Here is a 26418-nt window from a genome sequence, read left to right as displayed (position 1 = left end):
CTTAACCCGTGACGTAAAATATACTTCTATGCTCACTTCCGCATAACAATATTTAGAGCGGTAGGACTTTTCGGATAGGCTCTAAGCCAGCCTTTTAATTTAGAAACACCCTATTTATGTTAAGTGAAGCAGAATTAATAGAAGCGCAACGAGTTACACAACGGCGAATTTGTTAAATAAATCAAGGAAATGACAGAGTAAAATCCAAGCGCCTGAATACTGTGTTATTCAAAATAAAAGAGATGATATGAGTATATTACATTTAATGACAAAGGGGGAAATAAGAATATGAGAAAAATCGTTGTTCTAACTTTTATAACACTCGATGGTATTATGCAGGCTCCCGGCGGACCCGAAGAAGATACTTCGGGAGGTTTCAGATATGGGGGTTGGACTGTTCCTTATTTTGATGAGTTTTTAGGTAAGATCATGGACGAGCAGATGAACAAGCCGTTTGACTTGCTACTTGGCAGAAAAACGTATGAGATATTCGCTTCCTATTGGCCGCATCATACAGACGAGTGGCCTGGGATTAACAAAGCAACAAAATATGTCGCTTCACATGGGGATATGCGATTTACATGGGATAAATCGGTTTTGTTGCAAGGTGATGTGATCGAGGCAATAAAAAAACTTAAGGCACAGGATGGACCTGACTTACAGGTTTACGGCAGCGGCAATCTCGTCCAAACGCTTTTAAAACACGATCTTGTCGATGAATTATGGCTTAAAATATTTCCCATAACACTCGGCTCGGGAAAGCGCTTATTTGCCGAAGGAACGATCCCAGCGGCTTTCAAGTTAATCGATAGTAAGGTGTCGACGAGCGGAGTCATTATCGCCAGTTATGAACGTGCAGGCGATGTTAAGACGGGATCGTTTTGAGGAATGTATCTCAGGGGAAAAGAAGAAATACATAATCAATATCAGTAGAATGTCGGTTGGGGGACCACATGGAGAAAACCAATTGCCCATTTGTAGAACCGATTTGAACTTAATATACGTTCAAGATAATTATATAAAGACGTAAATATAATATAGCATTAGGCTTTTGCTAATTAGCTTTGAAAATTAGCTGGCGCCGTGGCAAACTTTAGTGTTTTTGCTAGTATTGGAAAAAACTAGCATTCCGCCTGATGGCGAGGGATAGGAAAGAGTAAATGATCCTGCCTTACAACGGGTGATATTCTAACTATCCATGGATATTATTTTTTAAGTATATTATTAAAAAGAGCATTTGTTCAATCCTAAAATTATTTCGCTTTAAGACCCATTATCCTGGGATGAACTCTACTCCACCCCATATTCGGTGTAGATAACGCTAATTATCTCAACGGTGAAAAATAGGAGAGTTTTAGGTGTAAAGATCCCGAAGCGCCTTGTTGACTCTGAAGAAGTTATCAAATCTCTTCTTAATTTACTATCTTAAAACTTCCCTCCATGCCCACATGTTCGCGAAGTGAGAGATATCGGGCGGTCGCTGGAAAAAAAGAAGAAAACTTGATTATTGGATCATCAATATCAGTTTATACGAACTCACGTAATTTAGAATAGAAAAAGAGAGAAATATCAAAGTTATAGTTCGTGCTATGTAGAAGTACAATCCTATTTTTGAGCTAATTTGCTGAAACTCTTTTAGTTCCTGCGGTTGCTCAAGTTATGTCTGCCGCCGAATTTTGAACCTTTCGAGTTGTATCAGATTATAAAAATAGATCTTCATCTTTAACATTTGTGAATTTTCCAGAAGAAAACATAATGTTTTCATAACTTCTAAAACAAACATTCAGTATATATTTATTATCCTTATATGATTGCGCAATTTCTCTAATTATCTTAATGGATTTATCAGTACCGATTCCACCTAACCCCTCGATCACTCTATTAAGATCAGTGTCACTAATATCGGTGTGCAATTTAAGGAAATTAATATACCAATCTTCGTCTTTAGTAGATACAAGAGGATTTAGAGATCTAAATACACGTTCAATTAATATTCCGTCTTTTTCAGATCCATATTTTTCAACAATTTTCTTTAAATACTCAACAGAATCAATGCCACCAATTTTGCCTAGAGCTTCACTACACCAGTATTCGTATGTATACTTTTTCTCAAGGGTATTAACCGATTTTAAAACCTGGTTGATTAATTCGAGAGAATAGGGTAAATCAAAGCTAGGTGCAATATTTATCATGTCATACAAGATATTATCGTCAGCGATGAATTTGTCCCCATCATAAAAATTCTCTATAATCTTTTTTGCCTTACCTTCTTCAGAGAGGTAGCAATATGTTTCTGCAATTTGTATTTGCAATCTGTTATTATCTTTGACAATACTGCTTAACTCATTGAGTGTAGGTATTAGCTTATATAGAGAATATTTCATAATTTGTTTTAAGTATGCTTCTACAGTAATATTATAGAATTTAATAGGAAGCCGATTATTTTCAACTAGTTCAATTAGTAGTCCTTTTTCTCCTAAGATCTCAATAATCTCATGTTGAATCCAGCCGTCTTCGTCGTTTATGTGTCTAAATAAAATCTCTTTTACTTCTAAGGCGGGATATTTTCTTAGACCATGTATAGCATTTCTCCTGACAAGTAGATTATCATCCTCAGCTAAGGTTTTGAAAATAAGAATATCCACCTTACCCTTGCTTTTACTCAATGCTCCAGTGCAGTATCCTCTCAGAATGTTTGACTGGTTTTTGTCAATGGCATATGAGATTAACTGTTCTATTACATCGTTGGATTCAAAGCTTGCTAATATCCCTTCAGATTCCCAGAGGAATTCATATTCTTTTTCTTCATCGGTAATATGTTTTAGATTTTGGATCAATTTTGGAACAAAAGTTACGTTACCAATCTCAATTATCACTTTAGCAAGATCACTTTTATCAACTAAAAAAGGTTGTTCACGTGGTTCCAGATAAAAATTATACAATTTTTCTTTTACTTTCTCAGTTAATTGATTTCTTCTTACAATGTCAATAAAAGCTTCTCTGCATGCGGAAGAAGTGAATATATCCGTATTCTTTTTCCAAATATCAATAATCATTAGATGTTCATCTTCACCAAAATTTGACAGAGCTTTTGCAACACTTCCTTGTGTAGTTGTTTGTTCAACAAATGTTACTTTCTCTTTCCAATCAATAAAACTACAAACGATCTTTTTTGCTTTCTCAGTTTTATTTTTCGCAACCTCTTCCAAAGCTATCTGTTTAATATCAGAATAAGGATTCTTATCTAATATCTTAAAAAGAAGACCAGATGGATACTCTTCCTCAATTTTTGAAAGGAAATAAATCCCACGCTGTCTAACTTCATATATGGAAGATTCACAGTTTGCTGTTAATTCTGACTTTATTTTATTTACTAAGTCGCAGTCTACAAATTTCGATTCAAGCAGACAAGACGAAGCAAGATATAAATTTGTCTTCAAAACACTTTCAATATATGTAGTTGAGTCTTTCAGAAATCCAGCAGCTCCAATAATAATAAATTTCCACCATAACCTTGCTTTAATTTCTTCTATGATAGCTGGGTTCTCAACATATTTTTCAGCTAGTGATTTAGAGGCGAAATATTCAAGAAAAGCTGTATGCCAAAAAGATATTCCATTAATATTTTCATAAATAAAGCCTGTACTAATTAAATTATTTATCAAGCTTTTCCTCTCAATTCTAGAAGGAATTTCTCTACTCCGTTCATAATGTTCGATTATTGGAAACATTATTTCATTTGTTTCTTCTTTTGTTAAAGAGAGGGTCTCATGTTTTTTTGCAGATTCAAGCGCTAACTCACTCAAAATATCTATTTTTATTTCCCAAGAAAGAACAGGTTTGAATCTTTGGGGTTTATTTAGTTCCCAATTTTCAATATTTTCAACTACTTTTTTTATGATTTTAGTTCTTAAGGTAGGTATAAGATCATATTTTTTGTAAATGATAATCATCAATGTAAGAAGTAGTGTGTTTTGAGATTCCTTTTGTAAACCTTTTATTTGTATTTGGTAACAAAATTTAGAATAATCATTATCGAGATATTGCCTGGATAATTCCTGAATTTGAGACTCATCTAAAGGGCATACATAAAATCGAGAAGATGAGGAGAGACGTGGGATTCGGATATTACGGGAGGTGATTATAATTTTATGGCTTTTTTGTTTACAAATATCAAAAAATTGCACCATTTCATGTTGTAGGTCTTCAATGTATTCTTCTTGAACTTCATCATATGCATCAAAAAGAAAGATAAACTCATTTTTGCTAAGGTAATCACGAAATTGCACTTCAGAAATATTTAGACCTTTCTCGGCAAAAGAATAGAGTATAAGACTTTGAAGAGAGTTATTTAAGCCAAAATTTTTCAGCTGGATATACACGGGAATTAAAGTATTTTGGTATTTTAGGCATTCATTACTCTTAATCCAAGTTAAATATTTTAGAAGAGTTGTTTTTCCAATCCCCGAATTTCCAATAAATATCTTGTTTTTGGACTTTACTTTCTCTTCAATATCTGACAATGAATATATTTCTCGATCTTTTATATTCGAGAAAGAGTTATCATTTGGATCATAATTTTGAAATCTTAACAATTTATCAGGCGGATACTGTTGAAAAATATCTGTCAATGAATGTATTTTGCGATCTTTTATATTCGAGAAAGAGTTATCGTTTGGATCATAATTTTGAAATCTTAACAATTTATCAGGTGGATACTGCTGAAAATCAAAATCGTCTCCTAAATGGAACTCACTAGGAATTTGCCAATTTTGAAATGTATCACGAACATTCTTCAAATAGAATGTGAAATCAGATATTTTTATCCTTTTTCGAGTTAATTCCTCATCATTTTCTTGTGCAGCAGTTTTGCTAAGAGATTTTTTCAAATCAATTCTTTGGAATATTTCCTGTGGAGAATATTTTATATGAGCATCTCTTGACAAGATATCTGGCAGTGTACCGAAAGTTCTGTAAAATATGATTGACTCTATATCCTTTTCCTTTCACCACAAAAAAAACAGGATGCAGAGTCAATGGTTAATGTCGTCTCATTTATAAAAGATTATCTTTTCGATCAGGAAGATGGAATTCGCCAGTTAATTACCTGGTTTTTAAACCTTGTAATGGAGGAGGAAGCCCTCCTCCAATCTGGTGCAAAACGTTATGAGAGGACTGATTCTCGCAAAGCCAGTAGAAACGGTTACAAACCCCGTACTCTCCTGACCAAGTATGGAGAACTTGAATTATTAAAACCTCAGTTCCGTGAGTTTCCCTTTGAAACAGAGGTTTTTGAGAAGTATTCAAGAGTTGAAAAGGCCATTTTAGCTGCCGTGAGTGAATCTTATCTCCAAGGTGTTTCCACCCGAAGGGTGGATAAGATCATGACTGCTTTAGGAGTAGAGGGAATCTCAGCCTCTTCTGTTTCCAGGATTACTAAAGAACTTGATCAAAAGGTTGAAGAGTTCTTATCAAAGCCAATAGAACACGAAATTCCTTATCTGTTTATCGATGCGACTTATCTCAAAGTGAGAGATGGACTTCACTATGAAAATAAAGCTCTTTTCATAGTTGCCGGAGTCAGGGACGACGGTTATCGTGAGATTCTTGGAGCAAGATTAGCAGACAGTGAAGACTCTCTATTCTGGCAAGATCTATTCGAAGACCTTAAAGTAAGAGGGTTAAGAGGTGTCAAGTTAATTGTTTCTGATGGTCATAAAGGAATACAAAAAGCAGTTAGAGAGTCCTTTGTTGGATCAAGCTGGCAAATGTGTCATGTCCATCTGATAAGACAAGCCCTAAAAAAGGTTCCAAAAAAGAAGCAAAAAGAAGTAGCAGATAAAATAAAAGAAGCATTGGTAGACCGTCAGAAGTTACAGGAATTGATTAGAGAACTGGATAAAATGGGATATAAAAGCGCAGCTGATACACTTGAAAGTTTCCAGTATGATGTAATGAATTATATGCAGTTTCCACAGAGTCATTGGAGAAGAATAAGGACAACAAATATCATGGAGAGAACTAACAAGGAGATAAAAAGAAGAACTAAGGTAGTAGGGGCATTCCCGAGTCAGGAATCAGTATTGAGACTCGGAGTCTCAATACTGATTGATATTAATGAAGAGTGGATTACAGGAAATAAGTATTTAATAATGGAACAGTAATCAAAAAAGAAGAGGAAAAAGGTATAGAGAATTTTACAGAAATTCAGGCACACTGCCAGATATCTTTTAGGATATCGAAATTTAGATCTAATTCTTCAATGTTTTTTGCTTCGAATACTAAGTCGTTTGCGTAGTATATCCTAAATTCAGTTCCATTAGTCGAGACTATGAAATTAACTCCTGTTCCAATTACATAAGCCAGTGATTGTGGCTTATGTTTTACTAAATCTTCATTTGATGCTTTACTCTCCACGACAAATTTTGGGTTTTGAGGACTCTCAAGACATACTACAAAATCTGGTCTTTGGTTTTTTGGTAACTCGTCTGATCTTACTTTCTTGTACCGATTACATGGAACATCAAATATGGTAAAATTTTTCTCTGGTATTATCTCTGCAAGTGAATAACCTAGAAAGTCTGTTAATAAAGGTACAATAAAGTTTTGATTTACCGCTGCCTCATTACTATATTTGTTTGACCCAAATTTTCCAAAGATAGTTCCCATTTTTTTCACTAAGTTAAGTGATTATTATTCCGTTATCTAGTGATTTTCTTGTTTAATTATTTTAAATGATCGAATTATTTCCCCTTTTTCCAGAAAAAGCGTCTGCCTAGTGCCTAGATTTCTAAGTTCAGTTACCCTACACATACAGTCTTATCTTGAACCCCCTCAGTTACGATAGCGAGGGGTAAATAACAGAAATAAAATCATAACTTGGGGATGAGAACTTATCCCACTCCCCACACTCGTGTAATATCACGAATAATTTCTACGACAAAAAAGATAAGTTTCAGGCATAAGGATCCCTTAACGCCTTGTTTACGCCGAAATTCCTGCGCTCTTCGAGGGTCTTCCGGTTCTTGTCTATCTTCTCCTTCGCGAGCTTCGTGACGAGCTCAAGGCCGGGCTTGACCTCCTCGATGGGCTTTGTTTCGAACAGGTCTGCATCGATTGCTTTGGACCAGATGTCGTTCCCCACTTTTGTGCGGATGAAAACCGTGGACCAGCCGTCCGGGCTCCCGACAGAGCCGGTTGAGATGTCGCCAAGGTTGGAAACGTAATCGAGGCAGACGTGGCAGCCGGGCTGCTCATATTTATGGGTATCTTTGAGCGGCACGGTGGCCACGTTCCCACGCTCTGTGTGGACCCAAAACTTGCCCTTCCCGATCTCCATTTTCTTCACGGAGCTGAGGCTCTGGTTTGCGTGGTCCTCGACAAGGGCCTGTATGGAATCGTATGGGAAGTTCACCATGCAGAAGAGCCCTACTGCAAGGGCGATCTTGTCCGGGACATCCCGCATGTTGATAGGATAGAGCTGAGCCTTCCTGACTGCCTGCATCTGGCAACAGACGCCGGTGACCCCGACCCTGTCGAGGCCGAAGGACCGGGTCGCCTCCTTGAGCCAGGAGATCTGGGGACTGATATTATACTTCGCCCCTTGTGCCTTGAGGATGTCCTTGCGGCTCATCGCGACGAATGGCCTGGGCTGCCATGGTCGGTCGCCCTCGCCTGCCACAATAGCCCCATCGATTATCCCCTGCTCGAGGGCATAGACCATGAGGGTGGTGGCAATGCCGCCGTCCTGTGCCTTCTTCAGAATCTCCTTGTCCGTGCTCCGTGCCGAGACGCAGGTCATGTATTTGCCGAGATACGGATCTGAAACCATCTTTCTCACCTCACTTAAGCACGTCTGCGATTAGCTCGCTGATAGCCTCGAATTCAGGAATCACGTCGAAGTTGAAGAACGACCTCGGGCAGGCGCCGTAGCAGGAGCCGCACTTGATGCAGAGGTCACGCTGACCCTGCGGCTTTCCGAACTCGAGGGTAATCGCCCGCACAGGGCAGGATGCAGCGCAAATTCCGCAAGCTATGCAAAGACCCTGGTTGATCACGTCGTACATCAGGTCGCCGAAGCTTCCGGTCGTGCCGCGCTTCGCAAGGGCCATAAGGGGCTTTAAGTACTTGTCTGCAAGGACCTTCTGGTCCTCATTCCCTTGCAGGAGCAGGTACGCCATGATAGTAACGTTCCTTATGAGCTCCGGGCTCGGGGGACATCCGGGGATGTAGACATCCACATCGATGAGGTCCCCTATGGGGAGGAAGGATTCGTGCTGGGGCTGGTTGTGCTGCCCGCCGCGGCAGAACCGGGTGATATTCCCATAGCATGCGCAGGAGCCGAGGGCCACCACCATCTTGGACTTCTTCCGCGTTTCCCTGATCTCCTCCACTGATTCACGGTCCTCTATGCAGACCGATCCCTCGACAAGCGCTACGTCCATCTCCGGGATATGCCGGACGTCAACGAGCGTTAGGCCGTAGACGAGGTCGGCGTAGTCATCCAGGATCTTGATGAATCCCAGGTAGTTGTCGGCTATGGACACAAGGTCGCCGGTACAGCCGCTCAAGTGTACATGCCCGATCTTGATCTTATTTGCCACTGGTTTCGCCTCCTTTGTAGTTTTCATCTTCTTAAGCAGTTCCATAGTCCATCCAGATTTCCTTCAGTATCTCGGATACAGCGTCTGGAATGGCTCTCTGTACCTCGTCCGTAATCCCGATGACCATCTCTGGGGCAGAAACGTACTTCTTCTGGCATGCGAGGACCCGGACCCGGATATCGTCCTTGATGTACTGGAGCGGCTCGGTCAGATCCCAGGAGTGGATGTCCCGGTAGCTCCCCACAGGGAGCTCTTCAACGGCAAGCCATCTGAGCTCGCCAGGTTCCCCTCCGAAGTCTGCAATGTCCACGATGATAAGAGTCTTCGTGGACTCAGGATTGAGGAGGGTAAAGACGAAATGTGGGCCTCCGAGCCCCGCGTCAACGACCGTAACGTTTTCGGGGAGCTCGAAACCCTTGAGACTCTCCACAACTGCGGGCCCAAACCCGTCGTCCGCATAGAGCGGGTTGCCGCAGCCTGCCACCACGATCCTGGAATACGGCGTTTCCATTCTCTTCACCACTGAATGAGCTTCTGGGCGACCATCCTGTTCTTCTCGTCCGTTACGATCATGTGAGTTGCGCACGAGACGCACGGGTCATAAGCCCGGATGACCATCTCGGCGATCTGCCAGGGTGCTCCCGTCAGCCCGCGGCTGCAGGTCGGGAGGTTCCAGGTGGTGGGCACAAGCATCTCATAATACAGCACACGCCCGTCCTTCACCCGTGTGAGGTGGACGTCGGTTCCACGCGGGGCCTCGTTTGCAGCCCAACCCATGGACCCGTCTCCCTGGGGAATGTGGTCGGCAAGGACCTTGCCAGAGGTATCCAGATTGTCAAGGCACTTGAGGATAGTGTAGCAGCAGTCGGGATACTCCATCTGCCTGGCGATGTGCTGGGCGAAGGTGCCCTTCTCGGTGAAGTTCTTGAAATTAGCGAGCCTTGCCCTAGGGCCGACCTCAACTGGCTGGCCGTCGTAGGTCGGAACAGTGTTGCAGGCCTCTATCCGGGGGTTGGCTTTGGTGCCGGCCTTCGTGGTGCCGCCGATTGGGTAGCTTGGGTCCTCAAGATCGATGGTAACCTCACCCATGTACCAATCCCATGGCCGGGTCTCCCTCCACCGGGTGATGTCCCACATGGGCTTCTCGTCCAGACTGGATGAGCCGTACATCGGGGCTGTGGCCATGACCCCCTGGTTGTGGTACCCAAGTGTCCTGGGAATCGGGATCTGCTTGCCCGCAACCTCGGTGAACTCCCGGTTCTGCATGTTCCTGATGACCTCGAGCATGAACTCCATCTGCTCGTGGGCAAGGACGAGGCCTTCCTTCGCCAGGTCAGCCATCTTCTGCTTTGCCTTGGGACTCACATTGCGGTACATCCCGCCGACCCTCGGGTTGGAGGGGTGGATCGCCTCGCCGCCTGCGACGGCTCCAATAGTTTGTGCGATCTCGCGGATGCGGAAGATTCTCACCGCAACGCTCCTGAAAGGCTGCTCTTTGGCGAAAGGGTTGAACTTCGTCTCCGTACCAGGGACGTAAAAGTCCGGAAGGATCAGGATATTGTGCAGGGCGTGGCTGTGGAGGCGGTTCGCTGCATGGAGAATGACCCGCAGGAGCTTTGCATCCTTGGGGATCTCACAGCCGATCGAGGCCTCCATGGCTTCGATACCCGCCAGGGTGTGGGCGATAGGACAGACACCGCAGACCCGAGAGGCAATCTTCGGAACCTGGTCCATCGTCTTACCTATAGCGAGCTTCTCAATACCCCTGACCGGGGTGATGGAGAGCCAGTCTCCTCGCTCGACGATACCCTGGTCATTCACCTTCAGAGTGAGCTTGGAATGGCCTTCATGTCTCGTGGTTGGAGAGATCTCTACGACTTTTGTCAATGGTATTGCCTCATTTTCGATTCGATGTTCTTGCATTTTCCCTTTTCAGAGAGTCACGATTATAGCGGTATAATATTACATTCTGATATCCTGGTTCAGACAAGGTTCTAGAAAAACAGCCATTCATATATCTATTCTTCTAAATTTAGTCATGTTATTAAAATTTATGATAAAACAGTTAATGAAAAAAATCAAATTTGTACAAATATAAAAACAAATAAAAAATAATAGATACATAAAAAGTATTAATCAATTTAGAGCTTCAATCCCTGTCATGCTACGGGATAATGCCTATATCAAGCCCAGTCCTTTCGGGCTTTGCGAACAGCAGCCAACCCTTTCCAGTCTTCCATATCGAGCTCCGGTTTTTCAGCCCGATACTTCGCATACAATGCTATTCCCATGGGGTCTTCAAGAATATCGACTTTGACTCCCTTCTCTCGTAGCATCTGTTCATTGCCCGAGGCGTTAGTAACATCGCCGACTACCACGCGGTCGAACTGGCGCATATATATCAACGTGGCGCAAATGTCGCAGGGGCTGAGAGTCGTGAAAATCGTGGTATCGCTGAAGTCCTGCCGTCCTGCATCTCGTATGGCAGAAGTTTCACCGTGGTTGTAAGGGTCGTTATCCTGCACAAGCGTATTATGTCCTTTGCCGACAATCCGGCGAGTACTGTTATCGATAATGACGCCCCCGATTGGGCAGCCACCTTCTTCATAGCTTTTTTGAGCAAGTAAAACTGCTATACGCATAATATTGCGGTCGCTCAGTTTAAGGAAGAATTCATCTTCAATTATCGCAGGAAGACTTTTCGTGGCCAAATGGACGATGACATTAAGCGCCTCTTCCGTAACGGGCGTCTCTTTTGTAATGAAGTGTTTCATAAGCTCCCCCTTTTCAAATCATGCTGGCATTTTTTGCATTATTAAAACAATTAAAAGTAGTTAATTTCAATACTGTTCATCATACGCGTCATATTAAAAGTTTTTAAAATAAATTCCTGTTAATCATTATAAACTTTTTTATTTAAAATTATGAATAACAAATTTACACAAAATTGTTTTTTCAAAAAGCACCAACTCAAAGGCTTAACAAACAAATTGGTTTAGGTCGATAACAAACTGATATTAAAAAGTCTGAAAAATAACCTCATGAGAAAAGAAACCTAAAAAGATGACGGGATAAAATTAATTGAATAGAATTAATCCGTGTATCCATCATTTGATATTGATGCAGATATTTCAATGAAAATCGAGCTGGAGAAGATCACCTCTTTTACGTGCCTCATCACTCACAGTCTTCACCCCCTATCTCGATCAATACATTTTACAACCTCTAAAGCTGTCCGTAACCCTCCTTCGATAAAACCCTGGAAATCCGAATAAGCCTCTCCGCATATGTGGATGTTCTTATTTGGGAGTGTTGAACCATCCAGCGAAAATGCTGTTAACTCTTTTATTGCCTCTTCAACACGGACTCCGGCTTTCCAGATGTGGCAACCAGCCTCAAAGGGTTCCCGGCTCCAGTCCCTTATGCCGAAACAGCTTATCAGTTTAGCCTCTGCTTCTATTTCTTTAATGTCATTGTTATCGGGATTTGCTCTTAAATACCGGAGGTACCCTTCAACAAGGCGTTTATCGAGATTCATCTCTGCTTTTTTGTGTTCTCTTTGCTGTACAAACGGTGTCCAGTAATTCATGCTGGGCTGGTCACCGTAGACCATGACCATTCCGCGTTTACTATCACCTTCCTTCCTGAAAGTATAATGGATTTCCCTTGCCGGCAGGGAGGAGGCGCGCGTTTGCGGCAATGTAAATCCGTCCCACCAGGGGTTTTCATTAACGAAAAAACATTTTACTAACGGAACAGGTATCACGGAATTTACCAGTTCTCCTATGTATCCAGGGAACATGGGAAGAAGCTTCATTAAAGGAGAGCGGGGCAATGCCAGCACAACATGCCTTGCAAGTACTTTAACGGTAGTATGGTCAGTTGAACTATGGTCAGCAGCAGAATTATCAGCAGCAGCATGATCGGTCCTGTTATCGGTCCTATGATCGGTCTTGAACTCCAGCAAAACTCTTCCGTCCGGGTGGGGGGAAAGGGCTGTTAACATGTTATTAAGATGTAACGAGACTGAAAGTTCCGGTGTAGAGTTCAACCTGGAAACTAACTCGCGGACAAGGGACTCCGTACCCTGCCCTATACCCACAAGTTCATCATACGGATGCAACCCGCGCAGCCAGAAAATAATCCATTCTGCTGCATTCGGGTTAAAATGAATGACATGATAAAATGTCCCGTAGTGGATAATCTTACTCACTGCACGGTGGCTGAGGACAAGGCTGAGAGCATTCCAGAAACCCATCTGGTAGAGATACTTACCATCATAGGCAGCCTCATTACGCACATGACTATAGTATTCCTCGTCAAGAGCAGCCCACCATTCCCGGTGCCTGGGATCATCCGGGTCGTTCATGTCTCCGCCACTTGCATTTAAGAGGCGCAGAATACCCAGTTTTAAAAGATCGAGTGTTGTCAATTTATTCCCATGGCGCTCGCCCCCCGATTCATCAAAGGTTAAATCAAAAAGAGAGTCAGGATCATTTGCTGCTGTGTAGGGGACAAAGTGCCTTGTCTCCAGACCAAGTTCAGCTATGAGATCCATAAGAAGAGGCTGTGCCATTTTCTCAAACCGCATTGGGCCATACTCAGCTAAAAATCCACCCATTTCCACTGTTTCAATTCTACCTCCAAATCGATCCGTACATTCAAAAAGAGAAATTGTGTGGTTAGCGCCTTTTAACTGTTTTAATTTATAACATGTATAAAGACCTGTGATACCTCCTCCAACCACGACTGTATCAAAATTGACGATGTCAGGAATTAAATCTCCCCCAATATTCTTTTAGACAGCTTTCCATCATTTTTCATGAGTTAAAAAGTAATTTTCTGGTTAAAAAGTAATCACATCAAAAATAAATATCGCTTCCGGAAAAGAAGATAAATCATTCATATGCGTATTTGTGCTCGATATTGCTTATATTTATCCTGCAGACTTTCCCGCGATAGAATTTTCTGAGACGAATTATTGTAGATTATTGCATTCTTCTGGCGATTACCTCACATTAAAGCTTTCAGGGAACATGAAAAGGCAGTTTAATATAAAACCCATTTATATTGTTTACCTAAGAATAAGATGTGATCAGATTGGGAAAGGCAGGAAAAACTTCCGGAAGCAGCTCATTACGCTGGATTTTCGGTTTCATATTTGTTGTAATAATCATTGCTGGGATAAATGCAGGAATAAAAGATGATCAGGTTGCTGAAGAACCCGAGCAGGCCGCACAGCAGACAGGAGAAACAGATCTGGCTGAGGCTCAGGTTCAGGCTGATAGTCCTGCTGCCGGTGAAAATCCGGCTGACGAAAACCTGACAGTTCATTTTCTTGATGTAGGTCAGGGAGATTCAATTCTCCTGAAATATAATGGAAAAACTATGCTCGTAGATGCAGGGGAACGGGATCAGGGCTCAGAAGTTTCAGCATACCTTTACGAACAGGACGTCTCAGGCATTGATTACGTTATTGCAACCCACCCTCATTCGGATCATATCGGTGGCATGGAGGATGTACTGAACGGCTTTCAGGTTGAACATTTCATTGACAGCGGTTTCCCTCATACCTCAAAGACTTATGAGAATATGCTGACTACAATTGATGAAAAAAATATTCCTTTTGAGATAATAAAAACAGGAGAAGAAATCGAGTTTGACCCTGCTGTTGAGATTGAAGTCTTGAACCCGGGATCCGAATACTCCGATGATCTGAACGAAAACTCAGTTGTCCTTAAAGTAAGCTACGGAGAAGTTTCGTTCCTGCTTATGGGCGATGCAGGGCTTGGAACCGAAGAAAAACTCATGGGTACCGGGTATGACCTGAATTCTGATATTCTCAAAGTCGGGCACCATGCCAGCCGGTCCGGCAGCGGAGAAGCTTTTATTTCAGCCGTAAGCCCCGAAGTAAGCGTAATCGAAGTTGGAGCAGGTAACGACTACGGACACCCCCATGCCGAAGTCCTTGAAAGGCTGCAGAAAGCTTCCAGGGTCTACAGGACCGATCTTGACAGCTCGATCGTAGTTACAACAGACGGATCTGCTTATACGGTAACTACTCAAAAGACCGGGTATGGAGAGGAAGTGGTCAAAGCCGGAACTTCTGTGAATGGAACTGACAGCTCTTCGGCTTCAATAACAGCTGAAGAAACCGAACCTGAAGAAATGGAGTCAGAAAACGTTAAGTTAGAAGAGACTGAGTCCGAAGCAAGTGAGATAACAAGTTCTGCAGAACCAGAGGTCTATGTTAGCGACCTTAACCTGCAGGAAGAATGGGTGGAGATCACAAACGAAGGCTCTTCTTCTGTTTCATTGGTTGGCTGGAAAATCGAGGATGAAGGAAGCAAGCACACCTATGTTTTTCCTTCCTGTACGCTGGATTCTCAGGCTACTGTAACTCTGTATACCGGAGAGGGAACGAACACGGCAACCGAGCTGTACTGGGGATCAGGCAGCCCAATCTGGAATAACGATGGAGACACAGCATATCTCTATGATGAAAGTGGAAATCTGGTCGCTTCACTGGAGAGATGAAGATGGGAAGCTTCAAAGTTACTATCGATAGAATAGAGGGCAATATCGCGGTTCTGCTTTTAAGGGATGATGAGTCAATAAAAATTAATATCCCTCTTTTTTTATTGCCTCCGGAAAGTAAAGAGAGGGATATTTTGAATATAAGCGTTAATAGGGATGCTAAGGAGACAGAAACTGCTGAAGAAAGAGTATCGTCTTTACTTCATAAACTTAAAGATAAAAACCAGAGATAATAAAAGATAATAAAATTTTAATTAAATATAGAGTTATTACTTTGCAAAATTGTAACTATTCAGGCAGCCCCGTAAATGCCACCCAATTTTTCCTATTTAGAAGGAAGATCGGATCTAAAAATGATTCCCTTTTTTAATTAATAAATATCTCACTCCAGAACCTGTACAAAGCCCCTTGTACCGTCAACACGGACATACTGGCCGTCTTTTAATATTTTGGTTACGTTTTCTATGCCGACAACGGCAGGAATACCGTACTCCCGCGCAATAACCGAGCCGTGTGTCATCATACCGCCAATCTCCACCACCAGAGCTTGAGCGGAATAAAACAGGGGAGTCCAACCCGGATCGGTAAATGGCGCCACTAAAATGTCTCCTTTGTTCAGCTTCGCTTCTTCGGGTTTGAGGACAACCTTTACGTACCCTTCCGCAACGCCGGCGGAGACAGGAGTGCCAATTAAAGCGCCTTTCGGGGCTTCGACATCGCTCCTCACACCCGTAATAACTTCCCCTTCACTGGTCATAACCCTGGGAGGAGTCATCTTTTTATACAGTTCGTAGGCTCTTTTACGGGAGTCTATAAGATGCCTTGAATCTTCACTAAAACGGTTTTCTAACAACGAGATCAATTCATCGAGATACAGGTAGAACACATCTTCTTCTCTTTCCAGAATTCCTCTCTGGTGTAAAACCCGTGCCTCTGCAAGGATAGCCTGCCTATAGATGCCGAAAAATCGAATAATGATATACTTGGGAAATTCGCGTAAACCTATAGAATTTCGATAAATTGAAAGAAGTCTGGACATAATTCTTGCTTTGAGGCTTCCGGCAGGGACATTGCTAATATGCTCAAGAAGTTTCTGTACAGCTTCCTGAGCTTCCTTCCTGCCCTCTCTGAAATGATTTCGATGTTCCCCCGGAGAATTGCTTTTCATGTGGTTTATGATGGATGGAACAAGCATGGTAGGGGCTTCCCGCCACCGGGTGTTTGATATATCGATTTCTCCAGGACAGCGCATACCGTATAGCTCCATGAACCTGTCCAGCTCAGCCCTGAATACATCTCCACCTTTTACTTCACTGAACCCCTGATAAAAAGTGTTGTCTTTTGCTTTTTCCAGATAATCTACCACTTCAGGATATTTTCTTGCTGTTTCAGCCAGATCTCCAATCATTAACCCCATCTCACCGGTCACGTTTCCAGGCGGGGATTTACTCAGCATGTCAATATCAAGGTCCTCACCCAACCATCGTCTGGTCAGGCTGCTTGCCATGGGCAGGACAATGAATGGCAAGGGTACGTACATCATGCTGGTAATTATTTCATCTAATAATTTCCCCATACTCTCACGGACTCTTATAATCCGTTCTGTCCCTGATGCCTGCATAATGTAGTGCTCATGCTTATAAATAACCGGTTCTACAGGAGTTGTAGCTCGCTCAATAATTCCTGAAGGGTCCAGGAAGAATAAATTGTTAATAATAACGGGAATACCCTTTAAATAGAGTGGAAGTACTGGTTTGAAAAATTCAAACACCTGCTTCATGGTGCCCTGGTTTGCTTCAATTTCCTGTTGAAAGGTCTCACTTGTCAGTATTTTTTCCAGAGCATCTCCCATTAATTCATCAAGAATCCTGGTTCTCCAGATAAAAAATCGACGAAGAAGTTTATTATGCAAAAAAGGGGTAACGTCAAAAAAAAGCCTTCCTCCCGCTTCCACCATCACTGAATTGGGAGAAAGCCCGGGGTCCTTCCCATAAGGAAGCATACCCTGGAAGATAGAAACCCCCATAGGTCTCATGGCATCCGTCATCATTTGCATGTGCGCAATAGATAAAAAAACATGAAATTTGTTATCGTACACTTCAGGAACTGGATAAAGCGAGGTAATAGGACGGCTTTGTAAAATATAGAACCTGTCACCTACCAGACACCATTCAATATCCTGTTCAGGACACCATTCAATATCCTGTTCAGGACTCCGTTCAATATCCTGCTCAGGACACCTCTCAATGCCATTTTCCGAAAGCTGTTCAACACCCAGCTTCGAGCAGTAATGATCTTCTATTCTTTGACCTATTTGGGCCAGCTCTAAAATTTTGTCGTCAGAGAGGGCCTGTTTGTTCTGCAGTTCAGGAGCAAGTTCCCGAATCTCGGTTCCCCCTTCTGCAGTCGGATAAACAGCTTTCTTCTTTTCCGCAATTTGCTTTTTAATAATCTGACCCCTGCGGACCTTATAGGAGTCTGCGGAAACAATTCCCGAAACCAATGCCTCGCCCAGCCCAAAACTGGCATCAATGGAAATGATATTTCTATGTCCTGTGACAGGATCAGCAGTAAACATAAGCCCTGAGACTTCCGGAAACACCATTTGCTGCACCACTACGGACAAATACACAGAACGGTGATCAAATCCGTTTTTAATACGGTAAATAATTGCCCTGTCGGTGAATAAGGAACTCCAGCATTTCTGCACAGCCTGCAGCAACTGGTCTGCTCCTTTTACGTTCAAATAAGTCTCCTGCTGGCCGGCAAAAGAGGCAGTCGGCAAATCTTCGGCTGTGGCGCTTGACCGAACGGCATATGAATGTTCTTCTCCCACCATTTTCCATGCATCAATAATGGACGATTTAATTTTCCGGGGTATTGGAACAGCTAGTAAGTGATCCCTGATCCGCTTTCCCAGCCTGCTAATTTCATCCGGTTGACCGGGTTTTAACCGGTCAAGCAAATCCAGCAATTCGCCCATCTCATGGCTTTCTGCAATAAAGTCACGGTAGCCTGATGTTGTAATGCAAAACCCCGGAGGGATAGGAAAGCCCGCCCTGCTCATTTCTCCCAGATTAGCGCCTTTTCCCCCAACTTCAGGCAAATTCGTTCTATCGACTTCATTAAAGTGCATCACATAAACGTTCATGTTAAATACACCTTTGAAAAATAGGAAGTATTTGGATTTTATATCCAGATTTTATATTATCCTTTTTATGTTATTTAATCAAGCATGACAAATGGAGAAATTAGCCTTGATTTCACATGTTTTGCTTTAAACGAGAATAATCTGTTCTTACCACAATAACGGAACCAGTTTGTAACAAACTTTTTGACGGTATTCTTTACTATAAGGCCCTGTGGTTATTACTTTCTGGTCTGCAAATACTTGAATGGTCACAGCGGCAAAGGGGTTTTCTCTGAACACCAGAAAAATGAGGAAAAATCCCAGAGCTACAAGAATGTCCCCACAATAATAATAAAAGGGAACATCCGACCACCCGAAACGGTGGTCAAATGAGGGAATAATAAGGATGATAATAACAATATCTCGGCGACCCACGAGCACAGGCCTGTCTGCCGGTATATAGTCTAACCATTGCAAGTAGGTGACCAAAGAGCCGATCATCGTGTAGTTATGATGCTCTGAGTACAGGCACCTTCACAGCTTGATCACATCAGGCCTGCCGACATCGTACCAGCGCGGACTGTAGTCGGAGGATCTATCCGTAACACGAAGCTGTCCAGCCCACAGCCCAAGTGCAACACAGTCGAAACCGGATTGGCGGCGAAGAACTCCCTGGTTCACTGATCCAGGTGTTTAGCCTCTTCGGGAGGGTGAGCCCGGCACCCTCCGGAACCTTTAATTTTTCAAAATCATAGTCTATGGTGAACTACTTCATAGGCGAACTTATCCCAGATTTTCAGAAAAACGATTCACCGCGTAAGTCGTATTATCGGTTCATCTACTTGTAGGCAATTACACGGAACTTTTCCCCCTGATACCCATATCTCCAGAATTCAAGACGCAAAGGACTGTTGCGGAAACGATCCTTTGTCACCTCAACTTTTGAAAAACCTGCCTTTAGCAACAGTTCTCGATCATATTGAGGTCGCCTATGCCGGATCATCGGCAGTTGCTCGAATCCGATGCCTGCGGAACTGTGCTGCTGCTTTTTCCGATATTTCCCCTCTGTGAAGAGATTAATCAGGTCTGAGGTAAGTTTCAATACATAGTAACGCAAAGACGACTGATCCCGCCTGTAATTTCCATCATAAATGACGATTTTACCACCTGGTTTCAGCAGATTTTTCCACCTCATGAAAGCTTTCTCCGGGTCATAGAGAGTCCAAACAACATCACGTGACACTATGGCATCAAAGCTGTTTTCCTTCTCTTTATCCAGAAGCACTGCGTCACCTTTATACACTTTTGCATTTAATGCCTCTTTTTTGATATTGATTCTGACGCGCTCTACCATTCCCTCAGCACCGTCAACAGATGTCACATTATGTTTTAGCCTGGCAAGCATAATTGTAAAAAATCCGGGTCCGCACCCGACATCAAGTACATTCAATGGTTCCTCACCAAGCACCAGACAAAGTTCGTCCTGCCAATGTTTTACGTCTTTTTTATTACTTAGCTGTTTTTGAATTACCTGGTCATAACTTCCGGCATCGGCAGACCAGGCTGTTTCAATCTGTTCAAACACAGTTTCCGACATGCTTAGACCTTTTACTTTGCTATAGTGATTGTCTGCCACTCTATGCCTTCATAGGTCGTCGGTGCAACTGTCACGTTTTGCAAGCGGGTATTATATGCATATTGTTTATCGGGATTGCACAGAGGAACAATAAGCGCCCCGTCATTGATCAGTCTGAATATCTGGTCATACTTTGCCTGACGCGTTGACTCGTCCTGTGTCTTAATGACCTCGTCAAGATATTTATTTAACTGCGGGTCATACCAGCACACGGACATGCCGCCCTCGGCCTGATAAAACATGGAGCGCAAAAATCCGTGAGGATTCCATGAGTCCTCATATGTGCGGTAAATAATCATGTCAAAATTACGGTTTTTCCAGATCGCGTCATAGTAGGCCGAAGTGTCCCGTTGCTCAAGCCGAATATCAATTCCGACCTCTTTGCCAGCCGCCTGCAAGTATTCGCACATAGGTTTCCAGCTTGAATATTCCTCAGACTGAAAAACAAGCTTAAGGGACAGCGGCACGCCGTTCTTATCAACGATCCCATCTCCATCAGTGTCCGTATATCCCGATTCAGCCAGCAGTTCTTTAGCTTTTTCCGGGTTATAAGAGTAGCCTTCGCTGTTTTCGTCAGTAACGTACGGTACCGTGTCGGGCAAAATACCTTTCGCGACAACTCCGTCGCCTCCGAGTATATAATCCACGATGCTGTCTTTGTCTATTGCATAATTTAACGCAAGACGAACATTTTTATCCTGCAGTATTTTATTTTCTTGATTTAGCATTAGGAAAAATCCCATTGTACCTTCAGCGTTTTTAACGGCAAGATCTTTTGATGACTCGATAATCGATTTGCCTTCGGAGGGAAGATCTGCAAGAGAAAGGTCAGCTTCTCCGCTCTGAAGCGCCATAATTCTTGATCCGCCGTCAGTAACTTTTCTGATGGTTATCTTTTTAATACTCGGTTTTGTTCCGTAGTAATACGGGTTAGGCGCCATGACCACCTCTTCCTCGGGGATATAGCTCTTCACCATCCACTCACCCGTGCCAATCATTTTTACAAAGTTGCCGTTTGTATCAAATGAATTCTCAGACGCAATGCGGAAAGGCCGGGGATAGGTCAGTTCGATTAATACAGGGTAGCAGTTTTCCTTAAATGTCATCCTGACCGTGTAATCGTCTAATTTCTCAACATTTGTAAGCGGCGTGGAAAATTTCGTGGGTTCCCAGTGCTTTGCACTGCTTACCACGCTGTCCGCGTTAAAGATGGTACCATCTGAAAATTTGACATCTTCACGTAAATAGAAAGTATACTGTGTTCCATTATCGTTGATTTCCCATCTCTCAGCAAGCCCCGGTTCAATCACGCCACCATTTCCGTATTTAACCAGCGGTTCGTATACCATTTCATAAAGGCACATTTCCGTACTGGATTCTATCGGGCTGGCGTCTTCCGGATTCATCGTGCCAGAAATCATAATTGTAATAGAGTCGGACTGATTGCTATCGTCCATGGCGGTAGCAGCTGAAGAACCAGAAGTCCCGTTCGGAGTATCGTTTAACACTTGATTTGAAATGCATCCACTCATCAACAGCACCAGTGATAGTGCTGACACGATAACTGCCCAAATACATTTTTTCTTCATTTTTTATTCTCCTTTTTATTATGGCTTATACGATATGACATGCTACAAAATGACCGCTTGCGACCTCTTTTAGCAAAGGCTCTTCGTTTATGCAACGTTCCGTACAACAAGGACAGCGCAGAAAAAACCGACAACAGTGCTTTGAATCAGGTATAACTGTTGTATCAATTATGCTCTCCATCGTGCATTTTTTTCGTTCTGCAGGTACCTTTGCTGGTATACACGAAAACAGCAGGCTGGTATACGGGTGAAGTGCGTTTTGCATCGAGTTATTCTTTAAATCTATTTGCTCCACTATCTTGCCCGCATACATAATGGCCATAATATCGCAGACATAAGGCACACAGTTGAGGTCGTGGGTGATAAACAAGTAGGTTAAACCAAATTTGTTTCGTAGATCGTTAAGTAAAGTCAGAACTTGTTTGCGCAATGAATAATCAAGGCTGGAAACGGGCTCGTCGCAAACAACGAACTCCGGGTGAAGAACAAGAGCACGGGCAATATTGGCGCGCTGGCGTTGCCCTCCGCTCAACTCCTTTGGATTCCGCTGAGCATATAAGGCATCTAACCCCACCTGTTCCAATATCGTCTCAATTTTTCCTAAGCATTCTTTTTTTGATACTGTCTCGCTGTTTTTAATAACCTCGGCAATACTTTCTCCTATAGTATAGGACGTATCAAAAACGCTGCTGCTATTTTGAAAGATTATCTGAATATTACGCCGTAATGGGCGCATTTTTCTAAGGGAAATATTTGATATTGACTGTCCTCGGAACAGTATCTGTCCTTCTGTCGGCGTTTCCAGCCCGGCCATCATTCTGCCAAGTGTGCTTTTTCCGCTTCCGCTCTCCCCGACAAGTCCTAATGAACGTCCCTTCTGAATTTTGAGAGACACGCCGTTTACGGCAGAAACCTGGTCTCCCTTTTTTGTAAATAACTTTTGTTTTTCGTAGCATTTTCGTATGTTCAGGGTTTCCACCAATACTTCCATGGTCAAACCTCTTAGAGCGTCGCCGCCAGTAGCTGGCGTGTATGCACATGTTGCGGATTATAAAATATGTCGTCTACCGTGCCGCTTTCCACAATATGTCCGTCCTTCATGATACACACGTCGTCTGCTATTTCTGCAACGACTCCCAAATCGTGCGTAATAAGCAAAATTGCAGTTCCGTCTCTCTTCCGCATAGAATCCAATTGATGCAGGATTTGAGCCTGAATCGTTACATCAAGAGCGGTCGTTGGCTCATCTGCAATAAGAAGCAGTGGACGGAAAACACTGGCGATGGCAATCATAACACGCTGGCACATTCCTCCGCTCAACATAAATGGGTACTTTTTCATCAATTCCTCTGGCTGCGGCAGGCTGACAGCCAGAAGTTGATTGAGTGCAATGGTGCGAGCTTGATTTTTTGTTATTTTTTCATGTATCAGGACTGCCTCCACCAGCTGCTCTCCAATAGTTAATAACGGATTCAGCGAATCAATTGGATCCTGAAAGATAATGCCGACACGGTTAGATATATAAGAACGCTTATCTTTTTTGGGTAGAGAAAGTACATCTGTCCCTGCCAAATAAATCTCACCATTTGAGATGACAGCATTTTTATCCTGAATACCCATTACCGCAAGTGCGACCGTTGATTTTCCACTGCCACTTTCCCCAACAAGTGCGGTGATTTTTCCCATTCTTGCAACAAGTTTCAAGTCTATTACGGCATGGATGTTTTGATCCGGCATAACGTAGTCCAGAGAAAGGTCCCGGATATCTAATATCACATTTTCACTCCGAACTCCCTTGTCAATCTTGTATTGCATTTTTCAGTCCTTCCCCCAGAAGATTGAATGCCATGACTGTAATAATAATTGCAATCCCCGGATAAATCATCAACTGCGGCTGTGTCTGGATAAACTCTTTGCTATCGCTGAGCATAATACCCCACTCGGGCGTAGGCGGCTGAGCACCCAACCCTATAAAAGAAAATGATGCAATTGCCAGTATAATCGAACCAATTTCAAGTGTGGCCATTACGATAATTGGTGAGGCGATATTGCGAAGTATGTGCCGGAAAAGAATCTGACTGTGAGTACAGGCGGCTGCTTTTGCTGCAAGCATAAAGTCCTGCTGCTTCATCTGCATTGCCATACCACGTATTATTCTTGCATAAGACGACCACCACACGCTGGCCATGGCGATAATCATATTTTTCGCACTGGGTCCCAGCATACCGGCGACGGCTAGTGCCATCAGAAAAGTCGGAAGTGATAAAAATATGTCGGTAACCCGCATAATAAACGTGTCCACGCGACCGCCTGCATACCCGGAAAGGAGCCCTATCGGAATACTAATTGCCATCATTAGACCCAGTACGCACAGGCTATATATCAGTGACATTCGTGCTCCCCAAATCAGACGAGATGCGATGCATCGCCCCAGATTATCAGTGCCAAGCCAATATAATGAGCTTGGGCCTTCTAAACGCATTGACATATTTACCTTAAGTGGGTCATTTGGAGCAATTACAGATGCAGCTATGGCAATGAAGATGATCAAAGCCACTATTACAAGACCGAAAACTGGTGCTTTTTGCGTAAGTATACGATTTGTAATGCCATTGGATGGACGAAACCATACATTTAATCTCTTTATTGCTTGAATTTTGATCTGCATCATATGTTCATCCTCATCCATTTTTAAGACGCGGATCAATGATGCCGCATACGATATCTACAGCCAGGTTAATTAACACCATCAAAACAGCCATAAACAGCACATATCCCTGGACTACTGGATAATCTTTGAGCTTAACAGATTCGAGAGCCAGTTTTCCAAGTCCGTTCCATGAAAATATTGATTCGATAATGGCAGATCCAGCTAACAAAGAGCCAAATCCAATTCCAAGCTTGTTTATTACAGGAAGCATTGCGTTTTTGAGAGCATGTTTTGTTATAATGTTATATTCACTAACGCCTTTTGCTCTGGCTGCACGGATATATCCTTTATTCAGTACTTCCTCCATATTTGTGCGAACAAGTCGGACATAAATCCCACCACTGCATATAGACATTGTAAGAGCAGGTATTATTGGAAATTTCATTGAACTTCCACCAAGCACTGATATTAGTCCAAGACGAGCTCCGAAAATATACAGCAGAATGAGTCCCAACCAGAATTCGGGCATTGATACACTCCAAAAACAGTATATCCTGGAAATCTTGTCGATCCATGAGCCGGAAAACACCGCTGATAAGATTCCAAGAGTAAATGAAATTACAATTAAAAACAATAGTGCGAGAAGTGCCAACTGTAATGTTTTGGGAAAATACTTAACAATCTCGTCAACAACAGGCTTGTTATTTGAATAAGAAAAGCCCAAATTGCCCCTCACCGCATCCTTAAGCCAATCGGCGTATTGGACGAGCACCGGTCTGTCAAATCCCATTTCGGTTCTTATTTCCTCAATCTGCTCATATGTTGGCCTGTCATATTTCTTTTCAGCCAGTGTACGTGCAGTGTCGCCGGAAGACATGCTACCAAGGATAAAAGTTACTAATGAAACAGCCAGCAGTACCGGAATCAATGTGAACAGCCGTTCACCTATGTTTTTAAGCATTACTTCACTTCCCGTACCTGTGATGTTACTCGCAGTTTGAACCCTCTCCTATCTCTTCTATTTTTGCAACTGTGGTTCAATAAGGGCCCTGTAAAAGCTGGCTGCTTTATTAATTCGTTGAGGGTGTCGACTTATAAACGCGGATATACTTAAAAACCGCACTCTGTAGACAAAAGATCGACTGTCACTTTGCCTGTTACATCTTTTTTAGAATCCACGGAGGAGCTGTACAAGCCGTAAATATTTTGCCACAAGGCGCGACATTTAGTGTGTCTTTTTTATTTTTCTCCTCCCACCAAAAATGGAGGATGCATACTGTTTATATCCTGCTGCTGTTCATTGAGTATCCGTTCACCCACTGAAGTATCTGCAAATACCTTTGAAAATCCGAGTTTAAGCATCAAATCCAAATCCCACTGCGGTCTGACTTTGTCACTCATAAACAGCTTCCGGCTGAGTGCTTCGCCTTCAGCCTGGTCCTTGTGCCGGTGCACCGGGTACCCGTATTTTTCAAGGATCTCTTTTTCCTTTTTCTCATAGGCTATTTTCATATTTTCATCAAACAGGTGCAGATACCAGCAAGCGTCGAAGACAAGAATCCTCCCGCCGGGTCTTAGGACGCGGTGCCATTCTTGATATGATCTGGCAGGGTCGTCAAGTGTCCACGTGAGATTACGGCAAACTAACAGATCAAAACTGTTATCTGGAAATTTTAAATCCTGACAGTCCATAGTCATCAACTTTGCACTAGCACCTTCACGTGCAAGGTTAAGACGTGCAAACTCGATCATGTTTTCTGTTAAGTCTATACCAGTAACATTATGTCCGCCCTGTGACAAGACAATTGGAAAAAATCCCGGTCCGGTACCAATATCCAGTATGTCAAGAGAATCTTTGGAGGGAGCGTGTTCCAGTACCAAATCGGACCATGCTTTTCTCTCAAAGCCGTTTAGTTCATTATCAATAAATTCACTGTAACCTTGCGCCTCGCCTTCCCAATAATTTTTAATGCGGATGTTTAAACTCATTTTACTGTCCCTCTAATATGCAACATTTTTTGGCTAAATTCATGATAATTCTAGTAGAATTACTATTTTTTCGACAATATCTTAGAAAAAATATATAGATTTTTAATTAATATTTCATTTTTCCAAATAACCTTTAATGTTTTAATCATCTTTGACTAACATTTTTATAACAAATATCAAATTTATTACTTTTTGTTGTCAATTCTTTTTAATATAATTTTGTGTGATATATATTGTTATTTGGCTAACAAATGTTATCTTTCTTACAAATAATGCTATAGTTA

At 42.6% G+C, this 26418-nt stretch carries 20 protein-coding genes and 1 pseudogene; 4 read left to right on the top strand and 17 right to left on the bottom strand.

Annotation, left to right across the window (positions count from 1 at the left end; genetic code table 11):
- Positions 1-288 precede the first annotated feature (288 nt).
- Positions 289-885, top strand: coding sequence for a dihydrofolate reductase family protein (locus MSHOH_RS13070; RefSeq protein WP_048140237.1), 597 nt, complete (start codon positions 289-291; stop codon positions 883-885).
- A gap of 815 nt (positions 886-1700) precedes the next feature.
- On the opposite strand, the gene MSHOH_RS13065 is transcribed toward MSHOH_RS13070, so the two are convergent.
- Positions 1701-4946: an NACHT domain-containing protein gene (locus MSHOH_RS13065; RefSeq protein WP_048140235.1), complete on the bottom strand. Its 3246-nt coding sequence runs from the start codon at positions 4944-4946 to the stop codon at positions 1701-1703.
- Positions 4947-4984: 38 nt separating this feature from the next.
- Here MSHOH_RS13065 and MSHOH_RS13060 point away from each other — a divergent pair.
- Positions 4985-6164 (top strand): annotated as a pseudogene (locus tag MSHOH_RS13060) (IS256 family transposase).
- Positions 6165-6207: 43 nt separating this feature from the next.
- On the opposite strand, the gene MSHOH_RS13055 reads toward MSHOH_RS13060, so the two are convergent.
- From MSHOH_RS13055 to MSHOH_RS13025, 7 genes are all read right to left on the bottom strand, one after another.
- Positions 6208-6669 (bottom strand): type I restriction endonuclease, encoded by a 462-nt coding sequence (locus MSHOH_RS13055; protein ID WP_048140231.1) that lies wholly within the window; start codon positions 6667-6669, stop codon positions 6208-6210.
- Between the two features lie 286 nt (positions 6670-6955).
- Positions 6956-7831, bottom strand: coding sequence for a coenzyme F420 hydrogenase subunit beta (frhB, locus tag MSHOH_RS13050; RefSeq protein ID WP_048140229.1), 876 nt, complete (start codon positions 7829-7831; stop codon positions 6956-6958).
- Between the two features lie 10 nt (positions 7832-7841).
- A complete protein-coding gene (gene frhG, locus MSHOH_RS13045; RefSeq protein WP_048140227.1) occupies positions 7842-8648 on the bottom strand; it encodes a coenzyme F420 hydrogenase subunit gamma in 807 nt (268 codons plus the stop codon).
- Positions 8635-9114, bottom strand: a complete 480-nt coding sequence (frhD, locus tag MSHOH_RS13040; protein ID WP_204245451.1) for a coenzyme F420-reducing hydrogenase, FrhD protein — start codon at positions 9112-9114, stop codon at positions 8635-8637. Before frhD ends, frhG begins: the two co-directional genes overlap by 14 nt.
- A gap of 5 nt (positions 9115-9119) precedes the next feature.
- Positions 9120-10490 carry a coenzyme F420 hydrogenase subunit alpha gene (gene frhA / locus MSHOH_RS13035; protein WP_048140224.1) on the bottom strand — a complete coding sequence of 457 codons (1371 nt, stop codon included), beginning with the start codon at positions 10488-10490 and terminating at the stop codon, positions 9120-9122.
- A 296-nt stretch (positions 10491-10786) separates the two neighbouring features.
- The gene (locus tag MSHOH_RS13030) at positions 10787-11314 is read right to left on the bottom strand and encodes a nucleoside deaminase (protein ID WP_239450967.1); all 528 of its coding nucleotides are present in this window, start codon (positions 11312-11314) and stop codon (positions 10787-10789) included.
- 479 nt (positions 11315-11793) lie between these two features.
- Positions 11794-13350 carry a flavin monoamine oxidase family protein gene (locus tag MSHOH_RS13025; protein ID WP_048140221.1) on the bottom strand — a complete coding sequence of 519 codons (1557 nt, stop codon included), beginning with the start codon at positions 13348-13350 and terminating at the stop codon, positions 11794-11796.
- 344 nt (positions 13351-13694) lie between these two features.
- Here MSHOH_RS13025 and MSHOH_RS13020 point away from each other — a divergent pair, with 344 nt between their 5' ends.
- Complete coding sequence (locus MSHOH_RS13020; RefSeq protein ID WP_239450966.1) at positions 13695-15140, top strand: lamin tail domain-containing protein; 1446 nt, start codon at positions 13695-13697, stop codon at positions 15138-15140.
- 2 nt (positions 15141-15142) lie between these two features.
- Entirely contained in the window at positions 15143-15373 is a 231-nt protein-coding gene (locus tag MSHOH_RS13015; protein ID WP_048140219.1) for a DUF3006 domain-containing protein, read from the top strand.
- A gap of 149 nt (positions 15374-15522) precedes the next feature.
- On the opposite strand, the gene MSHOH_RS13010 is transcribed toward MSHOH_RS13015, so the two are convergent.
- The 9 genes from MSHOH_RS13010 to MSHOH_RS12970 form a co-directional block, all read right to left on the bottom strand.
- Complete coding sequence (locus tag MSHOH_RS13010; protein ID WP_048140218.1) at positions 15523-18291, bottom strand: phosphoenolpyruvate synthase; 2769 nt, start codon at positions 18289-18291, stop codon at positions 15523-15525.
- Positions 18292-18438: 147 nt separating this feature from the next.
- A complete protein-coding gene (locus MSHOH_RS13005) occupies positions 18439-18771 on the bottom strand; it encodes a hypothetical protein (protein ID WP_048140217.1) in 333 nt (110 codons plus the stop codon).
- Positions 18772-19108: 337 nt separating this feature from the next.
- Positions 19109-19867 carry a class I SAM-dependent methyltransferase gene (locus MSHOH_RS13000; protein WP_048140215.1) on the bottom strand — a complete coding sequence of 253 codons (759 nt, stop codon included), beginning with the start codon at positions 19865-19867 and terminating at the stop codon, positions 19109-19111.
- An 11-nt stretch (positions 19868-19878) separates the two neighbouring features.
- Complete coding sequence (locus tag MSHOH_RS12995) at positions 19879-21438, bottom strand: nickel ABC transporter substrate-binding protein (protein WP_239450965.1); 1560 nt, start codon at positions 21436-21438, stop codon at positions 19879-19881.
- An 82-nt stretch (positions 21439-21520) separates the two neighbouring features.
- A complete protein-coding gene (locus MSHOH_RS12990) occupies positions 21521-22486 on the bottom strand; it encodes an ABC transporter ATP-binding protein (protein WP_048140208.1) in 966 nt (321 codons plus the stop codon).
- An 11-nt stretch (positions 22487-22497) separates the two neighbouring features.
- Positions 22498-23310 carry an ABC transporter ATP-binding protein gene (locus MSHOH_RS12985; protein WP_052730864.1) on the bottom strand — a complete coding sequence of 271 codons (813 nt, stop codon included), beginning with the start codon at positions 23308-23310 and terminating at the stop codon, positions 22498-22500.
- Positions 23294-24184 carry a nickel ABC transporter permease subunit NikC gene (gene nikC / locus MSHOH_RS12980; RefSeq protein ID WP_239450964.1) on the bottom strand — a complete coding sequence of 297 codons (891 nt, stop codon included), beginning with the start codon at positions 24182-24184 and terminating at the stop codon, positions 23294-23296. Before nikC ends, MSHOH_RS12985 begins: the two co-directional genes overlap by 17 nt.
- Positions 24177-25106: a nickel ABC transporter permease gene (nikB, locus tag MSHOH_RS12975; protein ID WP_048140206.1), complete on the bottom strand. Its 930-nt coding sequence runs from the start codon at positions 25104-25106 to the stop codon at positions 24177-24179. The genes nikC and nikB overlap by 8 nt, the downstream gene beginning before the upstream one ends.
- 278 nt (positions 25107-25384) lie before the next feature.
- Positions 25385-26134 (bottom strand): class I SAM-dependent methyltransferase, encoded by a 750-nt coding sequence (locus MSHOH_RS12970; RefSeq protein WP_048140204.1) that lies wholly within the window; start codon positions 26132-26134, stop codon positions 25385-25387.
- Positions 26135-26418: the final 284 nt, after the last annotated feature.

Source organism: Methanosarcina horonobensis HB-1 = JCM 15518 (genome assembly GCF_000970285.1).
Taxonomy (GTDB): domain Archaea; phylum Halobacteriota; class Methanosarcinia; order Methanosarcinales; family Methanosarcinaceae; genus Methanosarcina; species Methanosarcina horonobensis.
Note: the sequence above shows the minus strand (reverse complement) of the source record. Positions and strands in the feature narration are given on the sequence as shown.